The 19,637-nt window shown below is 32.6% G+C and carries 17 protein-coding genes and 1 riboswitch; all 17 genes read right to left on the bottom strand.

Annotation, left to right across the window (positions count from 1 at the left end):
• Positions 1-9: 9 nt before the first annotated feature.
• Positions 10-1,035, bottom strand: coding sequence for a sugar-binding transcriptional regulator (locus tag BUB51_RS02825; RefSeq protein ID WP_073195309.1), 1,026 nt, complete (start codon positions 1,033-1,035; stop codon positions 10-12).
• A gap of 216 nt (positions 1,036-1,251) precedes the next feature.
• Entirely contained in the window at positions 1,252-2,631 is a 1,380-nt protein-coding gene (gene rpoN / locus BUB51_RS02820; protein ID WP_073195307.1) for an RNA polymerase factor sigma-54, read from the bottom strand.
• Positions 2,632-2,783: 152 nt separating this feature from the next.
• Positions 2,784-3,716 (bottom strand): ABC transporter permease, encoded by a 933-nt coding sequence (locus BUB51_RS02815; protein ID WP_035163544.1) that lies wholly within the window; start codon positions 3,714-3,716, stop codon positions 2,784-2,786.
• Between the two features lies 1 nt (position 3,717).
• Positions 3,718-4,839 carry an ABC transporter permease gene (locus BUB51_RS02810; protein WP_073195305.1) on the bottom strand — a complete coding sequence of 374 codons (1,122 nt, stop codon included), beginning with the start codon at positions 4,837-4,839 and terminating at the stop codon, positions 3,718-3,720.
• Between the two features lie 28 nt (positions 4,840-4,867).
• On the bottom strand, positions 4,868-6,364 hold the full coding sequence (locus BUB51_RS02805; RefSeq protein ID WP_073195340.1) for an ABC transporter ATP-binding protein: 1,497 nt from the start codon (positions 6,362-6,364) through the stop codon (positions 4,868-4,870).
• A 114-nt stretch (positions 6,365-6,478) separates the two neighbouring features.
• Entirely contained in the window at positions 6,479-7,480 is a 1,002-nt protein-coding gene (locus tag BUB51_RS02800; RefSeq protein ID WP_073195303.1) for a BMP family lipoprotein, read from the bottom strand.
• Between the two features lie 209 nt (positions 7,481-7,689).
• Complete coding sequence (grdD, locus tag BUB51_RS02795) at positions 7,690-8,871, bottom strand: glycine/sarcosine/betaine reductase complex component C subunit alpha (protein WP_073195300.1); 1,182 nt, start codon at positions 8,869-8,871, stop codon at positions 7,690-7,692.
• An 11-nt stretch (positions 8,872-8,882) separates the two neighbouring features.
• Positions 8,883-10,421 carry a glycine/sarcosine/betaine reductase complex component C subunit beta gene (grdC, locus tag BUB51_RS02790; protein WP_073195298.1) on the bottom strand — a complete coding sequence of 513 codons (1,539 nt, stop codon included), beginning with the start codon at positions 10,419-10,421 and terminating at the stop codon, positions 8,883-8,885.
• Positions 10,422-10,514: 93 nt separating this feature from the next.
• Positions 10,515-11,825: a glycine reductase complex selenoprotein B gene (gene grdB / locus BUB51_RS02780; RefSeq protein WP_081943550.1), complete on the bottom strand. Its 1,311-nt coding sequence runs from the start codon at positions 11,823-11,825 to the stop codon at positions 10,515-10,517.
• A 29-nt stretch (positions 11,826-11,854) separates the two neighbouring features.
• Complete coding sequence (gene grdA / locus BUB51_RS02775; protein WP_083599484.1) at positions 11,855-12,331, bottom strand: glycine/sarcosine/betaine reductase complex selenoprotein A; 477 nt, start codon at positions 12,329-12,331, stop codon at positions 11,855-11,857.
• 60 nt (positions 12,332-12,391) lie between these two features.
• On the bottom strand, positions 12,392-13,678 hold the full coding sequence (locus BUB51_RS02765) for a glycine/sarcosine/betaine reductase component B subunit (protein ID WP_035163553.1): 1,287 nt from the start codon (positions 13,676-13,678) through the stop codon (positions 12,392-12,394).
• A gap of 43 nt (positions 13,679-13,721) precedes the next feature.
• Complete coding sequence (gene trxA, locus BUB51_RS02760; protein ID WP_035163555.1) at positions 13,722-14,039, bottom strand: thioredoxin TrxA; 318 nt, start codon at positions 14,037-14,039, stop codon at positions 13,722-13,724.
• A gap of 18 nt (positions 14,040-14,057) precedes the next feature.
• Positions 14,058-15,005, bottom strand: a complete 948-nt coding sequence (gene trxB, locus BUB51_RS02755) for a thioredoxin-disulfide reductase (protein WP_073195292.1) — start codon at positions 15,003-15,005, stop codon at positions 14,058-14,060.
• A gap of 78 nt (positions 15,006-15,083) precedes the next feature.
• Positions 15,084-15,467: a GrdX family protein gene (locus BUB51_RS02750; protein ID WP_073195290.1), complete on the bottom strand. Its 384-nt coding sequence runs from the start codon at positions 15,465-15,467 to the stop codon at positions 15,084-15,086.
• A gap of 155 nt (positions 15,468-15,622) precedes the next feature.
• Positions 15,623-15,726: riboswitch (glycine riboswitch) on the bottom strand.
• A gap of 76 nt (positions 15,727-15,802) precedes the next feature.
• Positions 15,803-16,915, bottom strand: a complete 1,113-nt coding sequence (locus BUB51_RS02745; RefSeq protein WP_073195288.1) for a DUF362 domain-containing protein — start codon at positions 16,913-16,915, stop codon at positions 15,803-15,805.
• A 49-nt stretch (positions 16,916-16,964) separates the two neighbouring features.
• Positions 16,965-17,813 carry a DegV family protein gene (locus BUB51_RS02740; RefSeq protein ID WP_073195286.1) on the bottom strand — a complete coding sequence of 283 codons (849 nt, stop codon included), beginning with the start codon at positions 17,811-17,813 and terminating at the stop codon, positions 16,965-16,967.
• A 156-nt stretch (positions 17,814-17,969) separates the two neighbouring features.
• Positions 17,970-19,574: a Na/Pi cotransporter family protein gene (locus BUB51_RS02735; RefSeq protein WP_073195284.1), complete on the bottom strand. Its 1,605-nt coding sequence runs from the start codon at positions 19,572-19,574 to the stop codon at positions 17,970-17,972.
• Positions 19,575-19,637: the final 63 nt, after the last annotated feature.

Here is a 19,637-nt window from a genome sequence, read left to right as displayed (position 1 = left end):
ATATGTAGCTTATTTAACTAATTCTAGTATCTTTCTAGCTGCTCCCTCATCTGTAATTAAAGTCATATCTCTTTTAAGACTGCAAATAGCAACTATAGCCTCAGCTTTACTTACACCACATGCAACTCCAATTACATTCTTTAAATTCTCAAAATCTACTAGAGATAAACCAACTGAATTTGATTCCCAAACTTTTTCCCCTTTTGTATTAAAATAGTGCCCAAAAGCCTCTGCAACTGCACCTCTATTTTTTAATTCTTGTATTACTTCTGGACTAAGCTGCCTTCTTCTCGCCATTACATCTGCTCTACCTATTCCAAATACCAATACATCTAATCTTTTTATAGATTCAACAATCTCTCTAATTTCCGATACTTGCAGAAGTGCATCAAGAGCTTCTTTGCCTATATTATCAGGTATATGCAGTAATTTATAATGCCCACCTAACTTCTGTGCTAATTTAGCTGCAACATTATTAGCCTGTACCTCTACATTTTTCCCAAGTCCACCTCTAGCAGGAAGTACAAGAATATCAGTTTCTCCTCTTTGTTCTGGCATCTCCTCGGCTAATTGAGCCATTGTAGTACCACCAGTTATTCCTATAATACTATCGTTTCTTATGATTTGCTTTAAATACTTAGCTGAAGCTTTACCAATATCCTTTAATATCAATTTATCTTCATCATAATTACCCGGTACTACTATAACATTGCTAATATTTAATCTTTCCTCTAACTTTTTTTCTAATCCATTCAGACCCTTTATTCTATGTATAAAATCTTTCAAATCTTCAATTATTATTTTACCTTCTTGAGTAACATTCATACCTTGAGATTTTATTTCCAATAAACCCTGTTTTTTCAATATACTAACTTCTGTCCTTATTATTCTCTCACCAACATTTAAACTATTAGCCAACGTTCTCCTACCTATCGGCTGATTATAATATATATTTCTTAGAATATTATACCTTTTTTCTAAAATCTCAATCATTTCTGGCACAATTTTTCTTTGTAGTTCGATAATATCCTTCATAATTTTTCTCTCCTCATGGACTTATGGCGTCCATAATGGCAGCATATGTCCCACATAGTTCAACAAAATAGCTATAAAATACAAGAATAATTAAGGTATGGACGTTTAATGTCCCGCATATAATCATTATGTCCCATTACTTATAAAAAAATTTACCAACACCTATATTATAATCAATATATTTTTAAATTTCAAGACTAGAAACCCTATTTTTCTTTAATATCTTTTTCTTAAATTTGAAGAAGGAATATTTAATTCATCCCTATATTTTGCTACAGTCCTCCTAGATATTTTTATATTTTTCTTTCTTAATATATCTGTTATTTTTTGATCGCTTAATGGCTTTTTAGGGTCTTCACTCTCTATCAATTCTTTTATCATAGATTTTACACTAGTCGAAGAAATCTCCTCTTGATTTGCTAATACTCCTCTCGAAAAAAAGAATTTTAACTCAAATATTCCTTTAGGAGTTTGTATATATTTACCATTTATTGCTCTACTTACTGTAGATTCATGTATTTCTAATTCATCAGCTATCACTTTTAATGATAAAGGCTTTAAAGCTTTTTTCCCTTTTTCAAAAAACTCTCTTTGATATCTAACTATTGCCTCCGCAACTCTATAAATTGTCATTCTCCTCTGTTCTATACTTTTAATTAACCATAAAGCAGAATCGAGCTTACATTTTATAAATTTAACAATAGCCTCTTCAATTGCTTGATTGAGTAATCTTCTATAGTAATTATTTACGGTTAATCTAGGTGCAGTTACATCATTTACTTGTATTATATATTCACCGTCAATAATTTCTAAAGTAACATCAGGTTTTATAAACTTAACATCATCACTGCTATTAATAAAACCTCTTCCCGGTTTTGGTTCAAGAGTTTTGATTAAATCACATATATTTTGTACTTTTTTTATACTAATACCTAATTCTTTTGAAATTTTAGTAAGTTTATTACAGGCTATTTCCTCTAAATAATTTTCTAATACTTTAAAAACATATGGGTCCTTTATACCTCGATCTTCTAGTTGTATCTTCAAACACTCTTTCAAATCTTTAGCTCCGACCCCAACCGGATCGAAAGTTTGTATTATCTTTAAAACGTTTTCAACTCGATCATCATCAACCTTTAACCGATTTGCTATCTCATTAGTTGTGATTCTTAAATACCCATTTTCATCCAAACTTTCAATAATAAATTCTCCTATTTTTTTATCCATTTCATCAAATAACGTCAAATTCAACTGAAACAAGAGATGTTCTTTGAGCGTAGTTTTATATGTTATATAGTTTTCTAAAATCCAATCATTGCTATCATCCTCTTTATAACTACTATAACTTATGTCATCATATTTCCCCAGATATTCTTTCCAATCAATTCCTGATTTTAATTCATCTAAGTCTATATCTTTCTCTGCATTATCTTCTCTAGATTCGATTTCTAGCAATGGATTTTTTTCTAATTCTTCCTCAATAAACTGAGATAATTCAAAATTAGTATATTGCAATATTTTAATAGCTTGTCTTAATTCAGGTGTCATTATTAACTTTTGAGACTGCTGAAGACTCAGTTCAAATCCAAGTCTCATATATTTCACTCCTAAAAATATTTAATTTATTACTATAATCTATAATATTAATTACTAGTTTATGACTAATCGCCCTCTAAAATATTATATCAAAAATCATATGTAAAAAGAAAGCTCTCTGCCTCATTTGACAGAGAGCAAAATATTCTTTACTATCTTTCTCCTTTTTCATAAGGTACACCATCTGCCGCTGGAGCAACAGCTCTACCTACCACACCAGCTAAAGCTAATATTGTAGCTACATAAGGTATGATTTGCAAAAACTCTGATGGTATAAAACCTAATCCAAGAGTTGATGCTTGTATTTGAATTGCTTCTGTAAATCCAAAGAATAAACAAGCTAAAAAAGCTCCTACAGGATGCCATTTACCGAATATCATAGCTGCTAAAGCTATGAAGCCTTTTCCAGCAGTCATGCCTTCTCTAAATAAGCTTATCGCACCTAATGATAAAGCTGATCCTGCAATTCCTGCTAATGCACCACTTATCATAACACATATATATCTAATTTTATATACATTAATCCCCACTGTGTCTGCTGCTCTCGGATGTTCTCCAACCGCTCTAACTCTTAATCCAAAAGGGGTTTTGTATAATACATAATATGAAACAATAACAGCTAATATAGCTAAGTACACAAAAGGCGTTAATTGCGAAGTTAAATCTCCAATAATCGGTATTTTATTTATAAGAGGCAAAGGTTTAGCTCTAATCGCATTTTCAACCGGATCAGTCTGCCCCGATCTGTGCCATACTATCTCTAATAGAAATGCAGTAAAACTTGCTGAAAGTAGGTTTATTGCAACACCAGTAACTACCTGATCCGCTTTAAGATGAACTGCTAAGAAAGCTAGAATTAAAGAAGTTAATATACCAACGATAGCTGCGACTAATACTCCTAACCAAGGTGAATCTGTAAATTCAGTTGTTAATATTGAGAAAAAAGCTCCATTGATCATAATACCTTCGAGTGCTATATTAACAACACCAGATCTTTCAGAAAAAACTCCTCCTAATGATGCAAAAATAAGCGGTGTTGCCAATCTTAAAGCTGATGCTACTACAGCTATTATAATACTTAACAACTTAATTCACCCCCTCAACGTTGCATTTTCTATTTCTGCGTTCTCTTATCTCAGATACAAATTTTATAATTCTTTCACCTGCTATAAAAATGATAATTATACCTTGTATTATCCCAACTACTTCTTTTGGAATACCTTCAATCTGCATTCTCCTAGCACCATTACTCAAAATACCAAATAAAAGTGCACTAGCTAATACCCCAAGCGGATGATTTTTACCAACTAAAGCAACAGCTATACCTGTAAAACCATAGCCAGGAGAAATAGGAGCCATATCAACTTTATAGTTTAAACCTGCTACTTGTGTAGCACCAGCTAATCCTGCAAACATTCCAGATATAATCATTGCTAATACAAGGTTTTTAGAAACACTTATTCCACCATACTCCGCTGCATGAGAATTTTGCCCCACCGAACGTATTTCATATCCTAAAGTAGTTTTAAATAATATAAAATATGCTATAATAGCACAAATTATAGCTATAAATATACCTGTATGAACGCTAGAATAACCAAACCAAGGTATAATTTCCTTTAGCTGAGTTAATCTTGCAGACTCAGGCAGTAAAACAGTGTATGCTTTCTGTGTAGTTCCCTCTAATGTAGAAGGATTTAATGCAGTTCTAACAAAAAAATTACTTACATGAATACTTGTATAGTTAAGCATTATTGTAGTTATTACTTCATGTACACCTAATTTCGATTTAAGAAAACCTGCAATTGCTGCCCAAAGTGCACCGCCCAATGCACCTGCTAACATAACTAAAGGTATAAATATAAATCTCGGTAAATCTCCAAATATAGAATTAAATATATAACCAGCAGCTACTGTAGTTAATGCTCCGATTACATACTGTCCCTCTGCTCCTATATTAAATAGACCACATCTAAAAGCAAACGAAACTGCCAAACCAGTAAATATTAAAGGAGTAGTTTTTAAAAGTGTTTGTCCAAATCTGTCTAATCCTCCTAAACTACCGCTAAGAAGTGCCCCATAAGCAACTAATGGATTGTTACCCGTCCAAATAATAAATAAAGCACCTATTAAAAAAGACAATAAAATTGCTAATAATGGAAATTTTATATTTTCAACAAATGTCTTTAACTTACTATCCCTTTCCATTGTTTCACCTCGCCTTATTATTTAGAATTTATGCTTTACCGCCAGCCATCATTATACCAAGCTTTTTCTCAGTAGCTTCTTCTGCACTAAGAATTCCGACAAGTTTTCCGTCATATATTACACCTATTCTATCGGCTAATGCCATAACTTCATCTAACTCTAAAGAAACTAGAAGTACAGCCTTACCTCTATTTCTTTGTTCTACTAATCTTTTATGCACAAACTCAATTGCTCCAACATCTAAACCTCTTGTAGGCTGTGCTGCAATTAATAATACTGGATCTCTATTCAATTCTCTTGCTATAATAACTTTCTGCTGATTACCTCCAGAAAGTGACTTTGCATTAACTTCTTCGCTCGGTGTTCTAACATCAAATTCTTCAATTAATTTTTTAGCATGTTCATGAATAATATCATAATTCATTATTCCGTTTTTACTAAAAGGTTCTTTATGATGATCTCCAAGTATCATATTCTCTGCAATCGTATGATTAAGAATTAATCCTCTCTTAAGTCTATCTTCCGGTATATGTCCTACTCCTTTTTCAATTATTTTTCTAGTTTTTAATCTGGTAATATCTTCTCCTTCTAATAGAACCTTTCCTTTTATCGCATTTCTCAATCCTGTTATTACCTCTATCAGTTCAGTTTGTCCATTACCATCTACACCTGCTAATGCAAAAATTTCTCCGGCTTTAACCTCAAAACTAATACCTTTAAGTGCTGGTACTCCTCTATTATCTAATGCATGTAAATCTTTAACCTCTAATACCGACTTACCAGCTTCCCTTTTTTCTTTTTGAACTACTAAATTAACTTTTCTACCTACCATTAACTCAGCTAATTCTTCACCGCTAGTATCTTTTGTATTTAAAGTATTTATAATTTTACCTCTTCTTATGACCGTCACCCTATCACTCATTGCCATTACTTCTTTTAGTTTATGAGTGATTAAAATAATAGATTTGCCTTGGTTAGCAAGATTCCTTAAAATTACTCCAAGTTCTTCAATTTCCTGTGGAGTAAGAACTGCAGTCGGCTCATCTAATATTAAAATATCGGCTCCTCTATAGAGAGCTTTTAATATTTCAACCCTCTGCTGCATACCCACAGAAATATCCTCTATTTTCACATTTGGATCTACAGCCAAACCATATTCGTTTGAGATCCTATTAACTTCCTCTACTGCTTTTTCATTGTCCAACTTTAATCCACCATACAGAGACGGTTCAGTACCAAGGATAATGTTTTCCGCTACTGTAAAAGGCTCAACCAACATAAAATGTTGATGTACCATTCCTATCCCTTTTTCAATAGCAATGTTAGGATTTTTTATTTCCACCTTTTCTCCCTTGATATATATTTCACCAGATGTCGGCTCATATAAACCATATAATATATTCATTAAAGTAGTTTTTCCAGCACCATTTTCCCCCAATAAAACATGAATTTCACCTTTCTTGACAGAAAAATTAACATTATCATTAGCAACAACACCTGGAAAAACTTTAGTAATATTTTTCATCTCTACTACATAATTCACCCAAATTCCCTCCTTTAAAACAGAATTAGGTCAGATACTGTATCTGACCTAATTATTATAACCGATATTATAAAATTTAATCAAGTATAAATGTTCTTACAATTTTGGAGCTTCAAACTTTTCAAACTCTTCTTTAGTTTTAGGAACTACTATTTTACCTTCTATTATAGCTTTTTTATATTTTTCAGCTGCATCTTTTAACTCTTTAGTTAAATTACCAGCTTTATCACTATAATCTACACCTTCTTCTTTTAAACCATAAGTATATACTTTACCTTCAAATTTCCCTTCTTTTATAGCTTTAGCAACATAATATGTTGCATTATCAGCTCTCTTTATCATTGAACAAAGAACATTTTTGGGAGCTAGAGCTGATTGGTCTTTATCAACACCAATTGCCCAAAATCCTTTTTCTTTAGCTGCTTCGATTAATCCAACACCAACACCACCAGCAGCATGGTATATAATGTCGGCACCTTTTTCGTGTTGTACTAATGCTATTTCTTTACCTTTAGCAGCATCTTCGAAAGAATCGGCATAGTTCACAAATACTTCTGCATTAGGATTAACAGCTTTAATACCTGCTCTAAAACCATATTCAAATTTCTGAATTAAAGGAGATTTCATTCCACCAATAAATCCTATTTTATTAGTTTTAGTTGCAAGTCCAGCTATAACCCCTACTAAAAATGAACCTTCTTCTTCTTTAAATGTAAGTGATGCAACATTAGGAGCGTTAACCACTGCATCAATTATAGCAAATTTCTGATCTGGAAACTGTTTGGATGCTGTTTCCATTGATTTATCAAATAAGTATCCAACTCCTATAATTAAATCCATTTTTTCTTCAGCAAAACTAGTTAAGTTTGGTAAATAGTCATCAGCACTTTCAGATTCAAGTACTTTTCTTTCAATACCAAGTTCTTTTTCTGCTCTACCTAGACCTTCCCAAGCAGAATCGTTAAATGACTGATCTCCTAATCCACCAGTGTCAGTAATCATACCAATAGTTACTTTCCCAGTTTTACTAGTACATCCTACTGCTAAAGTGAGTACTAAAACAGTAGTCAATAGAAGTGCAATAATCTTTTTAATCATTTCAAAATACCTCCTTAAATATTATTTTGTCCACAAATCAGTTTGCAGAATTAATTAAATTAACCAACAAATTATAATATTCTATAAAATTATAAAAATTCCTCTAAAAATCCTAAACTTTTTATAATCAATACACTTTTTCTGTAATAATAAAAAATCTACTTTATAATCTATGTAAAATACCCTAGGAATATACCTAGGGCATTTGCTTAGCATGAAAAGGTTTCCTTAGATTTATAGCCGGCATTTACTAATATTTCTATAGCTTTATCTAGTTTCGATTCATTAACCATCACTATAGGGCCTGTACAACCCATTCCGCTCTCTGCATAAATACCATTTTTCCACAATATTTTAACGGCATTTTCTAATTCCAAAATATCTATACCAGAAATTGATCCAGTTACTACTTCTTTTGGCGGTGCTATAACTTCTTCTTCTACTTCTTTAGCCGCTGCTCCTTTTTTCAATCCATTTATTATATCATCTAATTTAGCTTTTTTGGCTTTGGCAAACTCTTCCTTACTAATTTTTATTAAATCGCCTTTAGCTAATTTCGCAGCATAAGAAATAGCATTTGCTACTACTGGAACGCCTGAAGCCCTTGAAAGTATTAATATTATTCTACTATAATCTTCTCCAATTCCAGGACCATATCCATAGCCCATAGCCTCATAGCTTCCTCCTGTTGTAAATGAGGAAAAAATCTTCATAAGTAAATTACCTGTTAATGTATCGGTAATCATTACATCAGGTGTTCCTGCCAAGAGGTCGTTTCCCCTCATTACTGAACCACCATCTGCTCTCATTGATTCAGTAAAGTTTATTTCATATCCATTATTAGATAATTCTTTAAGAACTCTTTCTACTTGTCTAGCTCCATCAACATTTAGTATCCCTACAGTAGGATTTTCTATTCCCATAGCTTTAGCAGTTATAATACCAAATATTCCATTTTTTGTCATGGCCTCCACTCTATCTGGAGAAGATGTTCCCGTTGTAGTAGCTATAAACATCTCTCTACCCAAACCAGGTGTAATAACTTTCCCTACAGTTGAAACGCCTATTGGAAAATTATAATGCATTGTAACGGCACTATTAATTTCATTACTATCTAATAGTTCTTCCATTTTTTTATGAGCTTCTTCTTCAGTGTTTGCTTCAATTATTTCTAATTCTGTATCTACTTTAGGTCCTATTAATACTACTTCAATAGAGTTGTCTCTTGACTGGGCTATTTCAGCTCCTCTGACTATATTTTCAACACCATGCTCACTGCCTAAAATTGTAATACCTACTCTTACTTTCTTGCCAAATTGTCCTGTTTCTATTGCATCAGCTATATCATTAAAAACTTTACCTATGAGCTTTTTTACGTTGTTATCTGACATCTATATCACCTCTAATCTTTTAAAAGATGTGATGCAAATTCTCTCATAGCTTCTGCTACTAACTTCTTAACTTCTTCTTCAGAAACTCCTTTATTACTATCTACTTTACCACTATTTCTTTCAATCACAATCGACACGCCATCAAATAAGTTTGTCATACGTCCTAAGAATAAACTACCTTTACCAACAATCATAGCTCTATTTATTTTACCATCTAGCATTTCTTCTCTCGCAAAACCTATATAAGGAACACCAGAAGGAATATGCCCTTGAGTTGGCGCCCATCCTGGCATACCATGCTCTTTAACAAAATTCATCAAATCTTTTCTATCTAACTCTTTTCTCTTAACGCCTAAAGCAGCAATCATCTTATAGTTTGATGTAGGAACATCTCCTGCTCCAGCTGGTTTAGTAACATCTGGATTTTGCATCTCAACAGAATATTTATCTATATCTGTAATTTTTAAGTTTCCTTTATCTAATGGAGTAGTTATTAATGAAGTGATTACAGCTTGTGGTGATGACCCTGTTCCAACAGTATGACGTCCTACTAAATCGGTTCTTAATACAGGATTTACTCCATCATTTTTACTTACTAATACTGCAAATCCGCCTAAGACATCCTCTAATATAGGCATACCTTTCTTTACATGGTCCTTTCCGTTCATTCCTAATTTTGCAGTTGCTCCTCCACCTACTATTACGACGTTTTCATAAACTCCAGCCTGAACTAAAGCAGCAGCTTCTATTAGTGCATGAGTAGGTCCCGCACAGAATCCTCTTGTGTCTGATCCAGTAGCATTTATACAACCTACAACTTCTGCAATCGCCTTCGCAAAGTTTCCGCCACCTCTTTGGTTCATATCGCCGCAAGCTTCTTCTGAACACTCAATTACATAATCTATATCTTCAGCTTTAAAATTATTTTTAGCTAATAAATTTAACAATGCTAATGCTCCCGAAGCTTTAACGACTAAATTTTCAAATAAAGTATGAGCATTCAAATTAATATCAATATCATGCGCTCTTTTAACACATCCAACTAATTTACCTTCATTATAAATTGGTTCTGCATGCTGCTGATTAATCAATTTTTCTATTTCGGAAATCTCTTCGCCTTCTTTAAGTTTCGAAATTAAATTATCATTCATTAGTGGATGTTTCTCTAACTTTTCTTTAACAATATTAGTAAACTCTTTTTCTAATTTTACTAAATCAAATGTATCAGATATCTTCATAAGACCTATAAATTCATCTTGCGGCATAATTTCTCCGAATTTACCAAATCTATCTGCACCTTCAACCTTTTTATCATACCAAGGCATCTCATATTTTGATAAATCATCTGGTGAAATGTTTCCAATATAAGTTTGATTTGGTGCATAACTTACAACTTCGTCAAAGTTACGTAAATGCTTTGGAAGTTCTTTTAAATATTCTGAATCAGGATTTATTATTCTTTCTGAAGTTTGAGTAGTACCATTGTGTATAACCATATCAGGTGCATGAACTAAAATATAACCTGCTCCTTTAACTACTGCAAAACTCATAATTTTCACCTCCGCAAATAATACACTAATTTTCTATTATTTTAACAAAGGGTGATGAACCTATCATCACCCTTATAGTTTTATATGATTAGCTTACTCTTCAAAAACTGTCTGTCCATCCACTTCAGTTTGTAAAGCTTTTAGCGCTCTTTCTACTAAACTTCTTCTTAAAGCCTTTTCTTCTTCTCTGCTAAGACTTGGGTTTCCAAGCGGATGTGGTATCGCTATTGTTGGAACTATTCTATTAGCACCAACAGTTAGTGATATAGGTACTACTGTACACATATGAACTACAGGAATACCTGCTCTTTCAATTTCTTTAACCATTGTTGCACCGCAACGTGTACAAGTACCTCATGTAGATGTTAAGATAACAGCATCCACACCATCTGCTACTAACTCTTTTGCAAATTCGGCTGCAAAAGCTTTAGCGTTAGCAACAGAAGTACCATTACCAGTTGTAGTATAGAAGTATCTATGAAGCTGACCAATCTTTCCTTCTTTCTCAAGTTCTCTAAGAACATCTACAGGTAATACTCTATCTGCATCTTCATTTGCATAAACAGGGTCATAACCACCATGCGCTGTTTCATGTGTCTCTGGTGTTAAATCATCAAATTGTGAAATATCATATTTACCATATTTAGATGCACTCGAAGACTCTATATGATCTGGATTACCTTTTGGTACTATACCTCCCGAAGTAACTAAAGCAATTTTAGCTTTAGTAATATCTTTTACTGGAGGATTTGGATCTACTCTATCAAAATCTGGCATAGGATATTCAGTTTTAAATTCTTCACCTTTAAGTTTCTTAATGAGCATCTCAACTGCTCTTTCTGAACCTCTTTTTTCTGCAAAATAATTCTTTCTTATACCCCTAGGAATATAACCTTCTTCATCAGGAGTTCCTATTTTTTCACCTTTTGCTAATTTTAAAGCCAAAGCAGCCATTGACTTAACGGCTTTTCTCATACCAGCTGCACTATTTTTAGTCTCTATTATATAAACACTTTTTTTGAACATATCTGCTCCAGGATTTTCTGGATACATACCTGTTAATACCGGAATTCCTAATTCTTTATTAACAGCGTCAGTTATAGTACCGCAAGCAACCCCATATCTACCAGCATTAAATGCCGGACCTGCAATAAATAAATCAGGATTATATTTTTTAACCATTTCAATTATTGTTTTCTTTGCTTCTTCTATATTTTCATTGAAATATGAGTCACCACAGATTATAGTTGCTACTATTTCTGCCTCTTCCCCAAACTTCTTATTAAACTCCATACCAGGGCCTACAACCCCTTCTCTTACTTCAGGCTTGTAGTCAGCTTTCTCTTCTCCACCAATTCCTGCGAAGAATTGGTTAATATAATGAACTACTCTTATTTTACTCATTTTTTCCCCCCTCTCTAATTCGGGTCTTTTTAATCATTAAATTTACAATATTCTTCTCTTATTTCACTAACTTCACTTATGATTTCATCTACATCTAATACCATTTCCATCATACCAATTTGCTCATCATAAACTTCTGGATCAACCTCATTTTTGAATTCTGGTTCTACTGCATGATATACTCTAAGTCCTAACTGGACTCCTGCTAATGGACCTGCAAAAGTAGGGTCTCCTGCTGTAACAGTTTCAGCTGCTAACCCAGCAGCTTCTGCTTCAGCAGCTCCTAATATTACAACAACATTTTCAGCACCATATTTTTCAGTTAAATCTTTAACCCTCTTTTGATTTTCTAGGTCCATAGCTCCTGCAGCAGTTCAGACAAAACATTCAGTTGATGCAAAAACTACTTCAGCTTCAGTAGTCTTCAAACACTCTTCAATAGCTTGTGCAGGAATTCCATCTCTGTCACCAATTATGATTACTTTTTTACCATCTAGTAATCCCATTCTTACCCTTCCTTTCTATATAATTTTTACTTCAATTTTCTTTATTTTATATATTCTTGTTTAATATCCCTTAGCTGTCAATTTATTAAATCCTAGTTCATTAGTAGCTCCTGTTATAGCCTGTAATTCAACTACTATAGATCCATCTTCTTTCAAACTGCCATCAAATCCTCCTGCAATCTTATTAGCAGGTTCAACATGCCCTATAACCTTATCCATAGGCGGTAACTCAATAATTTCATTAGCGTTACCTCCTGTTACAACAGCATTTGCCAATGGATCAGCATCTGCTAATGATTGTGAAGCTCCATCTCTTCCTGCATATTCATCTGTTACAATAACTGTTTTAATGCCTTTTTGTTCTATTTTCTTACAATTCATAATTAAGTCTGTATCTGGGTTACCAAAACCTTCTTGTGAAATGATAACACCATCTACACCTAAATACTCAGCTAATTTAGCAGCCCAATTTGATGAGCGTTCTTTATCAGCCAAATATACGTTTTCATTAGTTATAATAACACCGACAAAGTTTAATTCTTTCCCATGCTTTTTATAAAGGTCTTGAATTATTGGGTTATTTAAATGGTGATAAGTAGTGTTCTTGTCACAAGCTGACACACAGTTACCACTTATAATAGCCCCATCCATTAATTCTGTTGGACTTATTAAAGTAGGCAATATCTGTTTAGCATCAACACCATATACATAAGTATCATGTAATAAACCTTGGCTTTGAAGCATTAATACATATGCTACTTTTGGTAAATCTGGATATTTTTCAATACTCTTAAGTAATGGTAAAAATTCATAAGTCTCAACTTCATCTGGTTCTACATTTTTAGCTGCTTTACCTAAATATTCGGCAGCTTTTAATCCCGCCATTCTAACAGCTTTTTCATGTTCATGTTGTTTTAATCCATCAACTGGCTCACACACTAAAACAACATTATTCAATTTTGAAAAAGGTGTATACTCGGCTCCTGGACCAGTCATATCGATTATTCCTTCTTGGAAACCTACTATTTTACCAGTAGTTACTACAGCAGCGCCTTTCAAAACGTTAGTTCTTCCAGAACCTACCGTTTCTACTTTTGATATTACACCAGGGAAAATACCGCCTTTCCCTTCTACTTTAACTCTTGGCTCAATAACATCTTTTACAGGCATTATCCTTATACTTTCACCTGGTTTAGCCAATTCAACATCTACACTCTTTAGATGTTCATCTTCTGATATAATAGAGATTAGTTCTTCTTTATTTACATAAAGTACTCCATTTTCAACCTTTGTTTCATCTCCAAATTGAACATCCTTGATATAGATATTTCCTAATTCTAGGCGCATGCAGTCACCTCCCTTTAATTTTTAATAAGTTTAAAGAAAAAATTTAAATATATTTTTTAATCATTTCCTCAATGTTTGCAGGTGTTGCATCTTCTTTTGTTAATTCATCAATTTTCTCTCCATCTTTATAAATAGCTATTGTAGGTAATCCTAATACTCTTTGTTTAATAGCTAATCTTCTTGCTGATGAAGTATCAAGTTTACAGAATTTCATCTTGTCTCCATACTTTTCTGCTAATTTCTCTACATGTGGTAATAATGCCTTACAAGGTTCACAGCTTTTTCCCCAGAAATCTACTAAGACATATCCTTCTGCATTTAATACTTCAGCTTCAAATGTTTCCTTATTTACTTCTAACATCATGACCCCTCCTTAAATTTATTCGCTAAAATTATTTTCAATATATTTTTCAGCCTGTGTAGCAGCTATTGCCCCATCTGCACAGGCAGTAACAACTTGTCTCAAAGATTTTTCCCTACAATCCCCTGCCGCAAAAACTCCTTCTATATTTGTTTTCATATTCTCATCAGTTAACAAATATCCTCTTTCATCCATCTCCAATATACCTTTAAATAAATCAGTTTGTGGCATATATCCTATGAATACGAATATACCAAATGTGCCGTCTTCTTCATTTGCATGTATTTCTGTTTCTTCACCAGTAACCCTGTTTCTTATAACCATTGACTCTACAATACCATCGCCTTTAATTTCCTTTACTTCAGAATTCCAAATAAAATCAATTTTTTCATTCTTAAATGCTTTTTCTTGAATAGATTTAGCTGCTCTTAACTGATCTCTTCTATGTATTATAGTTACCTTTCTAGCGAACTTTGTTAAATAGATAGCTTCTTCTACTGCTGAATCCCCGCCACCGATTACATATACATCAAAATCAGTAAAGAAATCAGCATCACAAGTAGCACAGTAAGAAACTCCTTTTCCAGTAAATTCTTTTTCTCCTGGACAGTTTAGCTGTCTAGGTTTTGCTCCTGTCGCAACTATTACGGCTTTAGCTTTATATTCTCCCTTCTCTCCTTTAAGTACCTTGATTTTTCCTTCTAATTTAACTTCAGTAATAGTATCAGAAATTCTTTTAGCTCCAAATTCTTCAACTTGTTCAACCATTCTCGCAATTAAAGAAGGTCCTGTTGCATTTCTAATTGAGCCAGGATAATTAGCCACTTCATCTGTAGTTACTATCTGGCCTCCTGTTCTTTCCTTTTCAATAACTAAAGTATTTAATCTTGCTCTTCCTGCATATAAAGCTGCTGATAAACCCGCTGGACCTGAACCTATAATAACTACATCATACAAATTTTCCATAATTAACACCCCTTTTAAGATTTTAATAACTTAACTAAATTTTCTCTCTTTAATACTTTTTTTATACAAATACAATTCTTAAATTATACTTCTATCTATTACAACATCCTTAATAAGCGACAAATCTATAATTTGAAAATCTAATAAAATATTTTCTGTCCAATTTGGAGTTTTAAAGTTTCTTAAAAATTTTTCTGCAGTTTCGATACTCTTTTCAATAACCATCAACGACTCATAATCTAACTTCCCTTTATCTTTACTAATAATTATGGATTTATAAGGTGTTTCATTAGGTTTAACACTGCCCGATAAAGGGTGAGATAACAACTTATGTCCCAAATGTATTTTATCCCTAACTCTTTTCAAAATATCTAAATATTCTATTTCATAATACTCTATTACAATATATTTCGACAACTGTTCTTTTACTAAAGGATTATTAGTTATAAGTATTTTACCCAATAATTTCACTCCTTAAAGGGAAAAGGTTTTCAATGGAAATGACATAAAAATAGAGTAAAAGCCCCCCTTATAGGTGCCTTTACTCTGTTTTTAACCTGAGAGTTTCTTCTTTTACAAGAATTGCTCCTTCGGTGCCCTGAGGCTCTCCAGAGAACTGTCGAAATACGGTCCTTTTGCCTGAGAGCTTCATTATATACCGGCACACAAGGTATATAACTTACTCCTTCGGCGCCTTTACGGTCTCTCCCGCATTTCTCATCCAGTTAAAACGATATTAAACTTCTTTCTATTCTTATTATAATACATAAATTTTTCTTACACAACAAATTTTTCATTTATTTAATTTCTATTAATTCATAATCTGTACTGCCTAATCCAATCTCTTCTCCATATTCCAATATTCTATTAGCATCAACTTGCGGATGTAAACAGTGAAATTTATCTTCTCCTGATTCATGTCCTTGTTTTAAATCACTATTTTTTATACCAATTTGCTTATTTATTAAATCTATACTTGCCTTATCTATTGCTACTGGATCAAAAGAAGCTAATATTCCTACATCATTAACTATTGGTACATCACTCCACGGAACACAATCACACATTGGAGTTACGTTCATCACAAAATTAAAATATGCAACTTTACCTTGTTTATTTTTAACAGCTCCATAAGCATATTCAGCCATCTTTTCAATAAAAATGTCTGAATCTGTCTCCCATTGTATTTGAATTGCACGTTTAGGACATATTGTTATACATTCCCCACATCCAATACATTTTTCTCTATTTATGACCGCTTTATTATCTGCTATTTCTATAGCTTCAACAGGACAATGTTTAGCACACAACTTACAACCAACACATTTTTTGTTAATTACTTTAGGTTTAGCATCGGAATGCTGAACCTGTTTTCCTGCAGCAGTCGCACATCCCATTGCTAAATTCTTTATAGCACCGCCAAATCCAGCCATCACATGCCCTTTAACATGACTTAGTACAATCATAGAATTAGAATAATAAATATCTCCAGCTATTTTCACTGTTTCAAAATGATTTTTGTCTATTTTAACTTCAACCGAATTTTTACTATATATACCGTCAGCTATTATTATCGGAGCATTTACTACAGCATATGCAAATCCATTTTCTATTGCCGTCTGTATATGTATAACACTATTCGTTCTACTTCCTGTATATAAAGTATTTGTATCTGTTAAAAAAGGCTTAGCTCCGCATTCTTTTACTTTATCAACTATCTGCCTAACAAAAACTGGATGTATAAAAGCACTAGAACCTTTTTCTCCAAAATGTAATTTTATCGCAGTTATATCATCTTTGGTTAGCACTTCTTTAATACCAGCTTTATCAAATAGCCTTTGAATCTTATTCGGTATATTATCTTTTTTACTTTTTGCTCTTAAATTTACAAAATAAACTTTACTTGACACCTTATCACCTTCCTTAAATAGATAATTCGTATTTTATTTACTTTAATTTTTATTCTCTTTCATAATATATAGCAAATGCACCAGTACCAGCAAAAATAGCTACTGTACAACCTACTTCACTAAAAATTATTTCTCCAACATTAAAATTTTCTCTAATCGCATTTACGAGTTCCAGACTAATTTCTTCATTTCTCGCATGATTTATACCTATTGTCTTATTCTCTAGATTTACATTATCACTTTTTATTTTTTCTATAATCCACTTAATCGCTTTTTTTCTTCCACGAATTTTATCCATCTGCACAATATATCCATCTCTCATAGTTATTACTGGTTTAATTTTAAGTTTTTCTCCCAAAAATGCTTTAGCAGCAGATATTCTACCGAGTTTCTTTAAATTTTCTAGTGAATCAATTACGATGATATACTCTAATTTATCAATTAATTCATTTAACCTCTCTACAATTTCATCTTTACTTTTACCATCTTTGGCCATCTTCGCAGCCTCTAATACTATAAGCCCTTGTCCTAACGTAATTCCTTTAGAATCTATAACTGTAACCTTATCCTCCATTTCCGCTAATTGCATAGCTGTTATAGCCGATTGATATGTACCACTTATTTTCGATGACAAAGTTATTACAATTAAATAATCATAATCATCTTTAAATTTTTCATATATATTTAAAAACTCCATCGGAGTTATTTGTGAAGTAGTTGGTAATTTAGCGTTTTCATCCATTTTTTTATAGAACTCATCGACTGTAATATCAACCTTATCTTTATAACTTTCACTTTCAAAATTAATTGTCAAAGGAACAACTTCTATATCGTATTCGTCAATATATTGTAAAGGAACATCAGAAACACTATCCGTTATAATCTTTATCTTTTCCATGTTTATTTCCTCCCCATTCAGACAATGTCTTTAAACACTATTATATAATTAAAAAATAAAGTACTCAAGAAAAAACATTGACTAACAGTCAGCAAAACTCATTGACAAATTAAAACGCTAATAAAAAAACTAAAAGAGCCCGAAAAGGCCCTTTTATTACTTAAGTGCATCTAAAATTGCTAAAGCAATATTTGATGCATGGTCTGCTACTCTTTCTAAGTTGCTTATCATATCTAAAAATATTATACCTGAACTTGGATGACATAGCTGTTTATTTAATCTTTCGATGTGATTTGATCTTAATTGTTTCTCCATTAAGTCAATGTCTTCTTCAAAAGCTATTACACTTCTAGCTATTTCTGGATCCGCTGTCTTATATGCCATAAGAGCAGTTCTATACGAATTTTCCACTTTCTCAAACATCATTTCTAATTCTCTTAAAGCTTCATCTGAAAAACTAAGTTTATTATCTATTGCATACTGTGCAAGTTCAGCAATGTTATCAGCATGGTCCCCAACTCTTTCTAAATCGTTAACTGTATTGAGCAAAGTAGTTACCTTTATTTGCTGTTCATCAGTTAAATCAGCATTTGAAAGTTCTACAAGATACTGAACAATATCTTTTTCTAATTGATTGATAAATTTCTCCTGTTCAAATACTTTATGTGTTAACTTCTCACTTTTATTAAAGAAAGATTCTTTTGCCATTTTAAGAGAATTTTGAGCAACTTTACCCATTCTCAAGACTTCTTTTGCTGCCTGACCTACTGCAATAGAAGGAGTTTCAATAATTCTAGTATCTAAATATTTCAATCCCGTATTATCTTCTTCAACTTCTCCAGGTATTAATTTTTTAGCAGCCATAACAATGAATCCCGCAAATGGGAATTGAATTACTACATTGGCAATATTAAAAAATGTATGTGCATTAGCAATCTGCCTTCCGACATCATTAGGTGTTAAGCGCGTTACTAAATGCTGTATTGGATATCTTAATGCAAGCATAAATATCAATGTTCCTACAATATTGAATAATAAATGCATAAGTGCCGCTCTCTTTGCCGTTTTATTCGCACCAATACTTGATAATAAAGCAGTAACACAAGTACCAATATTATCACCAAATAATATTGGCAAAGCTATGTCTATTGTTATAAGTCCCTGACTAGCTAATGCTATAAGTAAACCTATTGAAGCACTACTACTCTGTACTATTGTAGTTAGCCCAAAACCTACCAAAATACCTAAATATGGATTATTTAAACTAATCAATAAATCCTTAAAAGCCTGCGATTTGCCTAAAGGTTTTAAACTATGCTTCATAAAATCCATACCTATAAAAAGTATACCAAATCCTATAAGTATTTCAGCAATCTCTTTATGTCTTTTATTTGAACTAAACAACCAAATAGCAACTCCTATCGCTACTACAATTGGTGCTATGTCTGTTAATTTAAAAGCTACTAACTGCGCCGTTACAGTTGTACCAATATTTGCACCCATTATTACTCCAATTGCCTGACTCAATGTCATAAGTCCTGCATTTACAAAACCTACAACCATTACAGTAGTAGCACTACTACTTTGAATAATCATAGTTACTAGAGTACCTACAAGAACGCCCATAAACCTGTTGTTTGTTAAAATTTCGATTAATTTTTTTAATCTTTCACCAGCTGCTTTTTGTAGTCCAGTTCCCATCAGGTTCATACCGTATAAAAATAATCCTAAACCACCAAGTACGCCAAAAGCGATCTCCATAACAGTACCTCCAATCATTCTTTTGTTGACACAATATTAATAATATATTATTTTTTATCGTGT

Source organism: Caloranaerobacter azorensis DSM 13643 (assembly GCF_900129995.1).
GTDB classification, from domain to species: Bacteria; Bacillota; Clostridia; order Tissierellales; family Thermohalobacteraceae; genus Caloranaerobacter; species Caloranaerobacter azorensis.
This window is presented reverse-complemented; position numbering and strand designations above follow the sequence as displayed.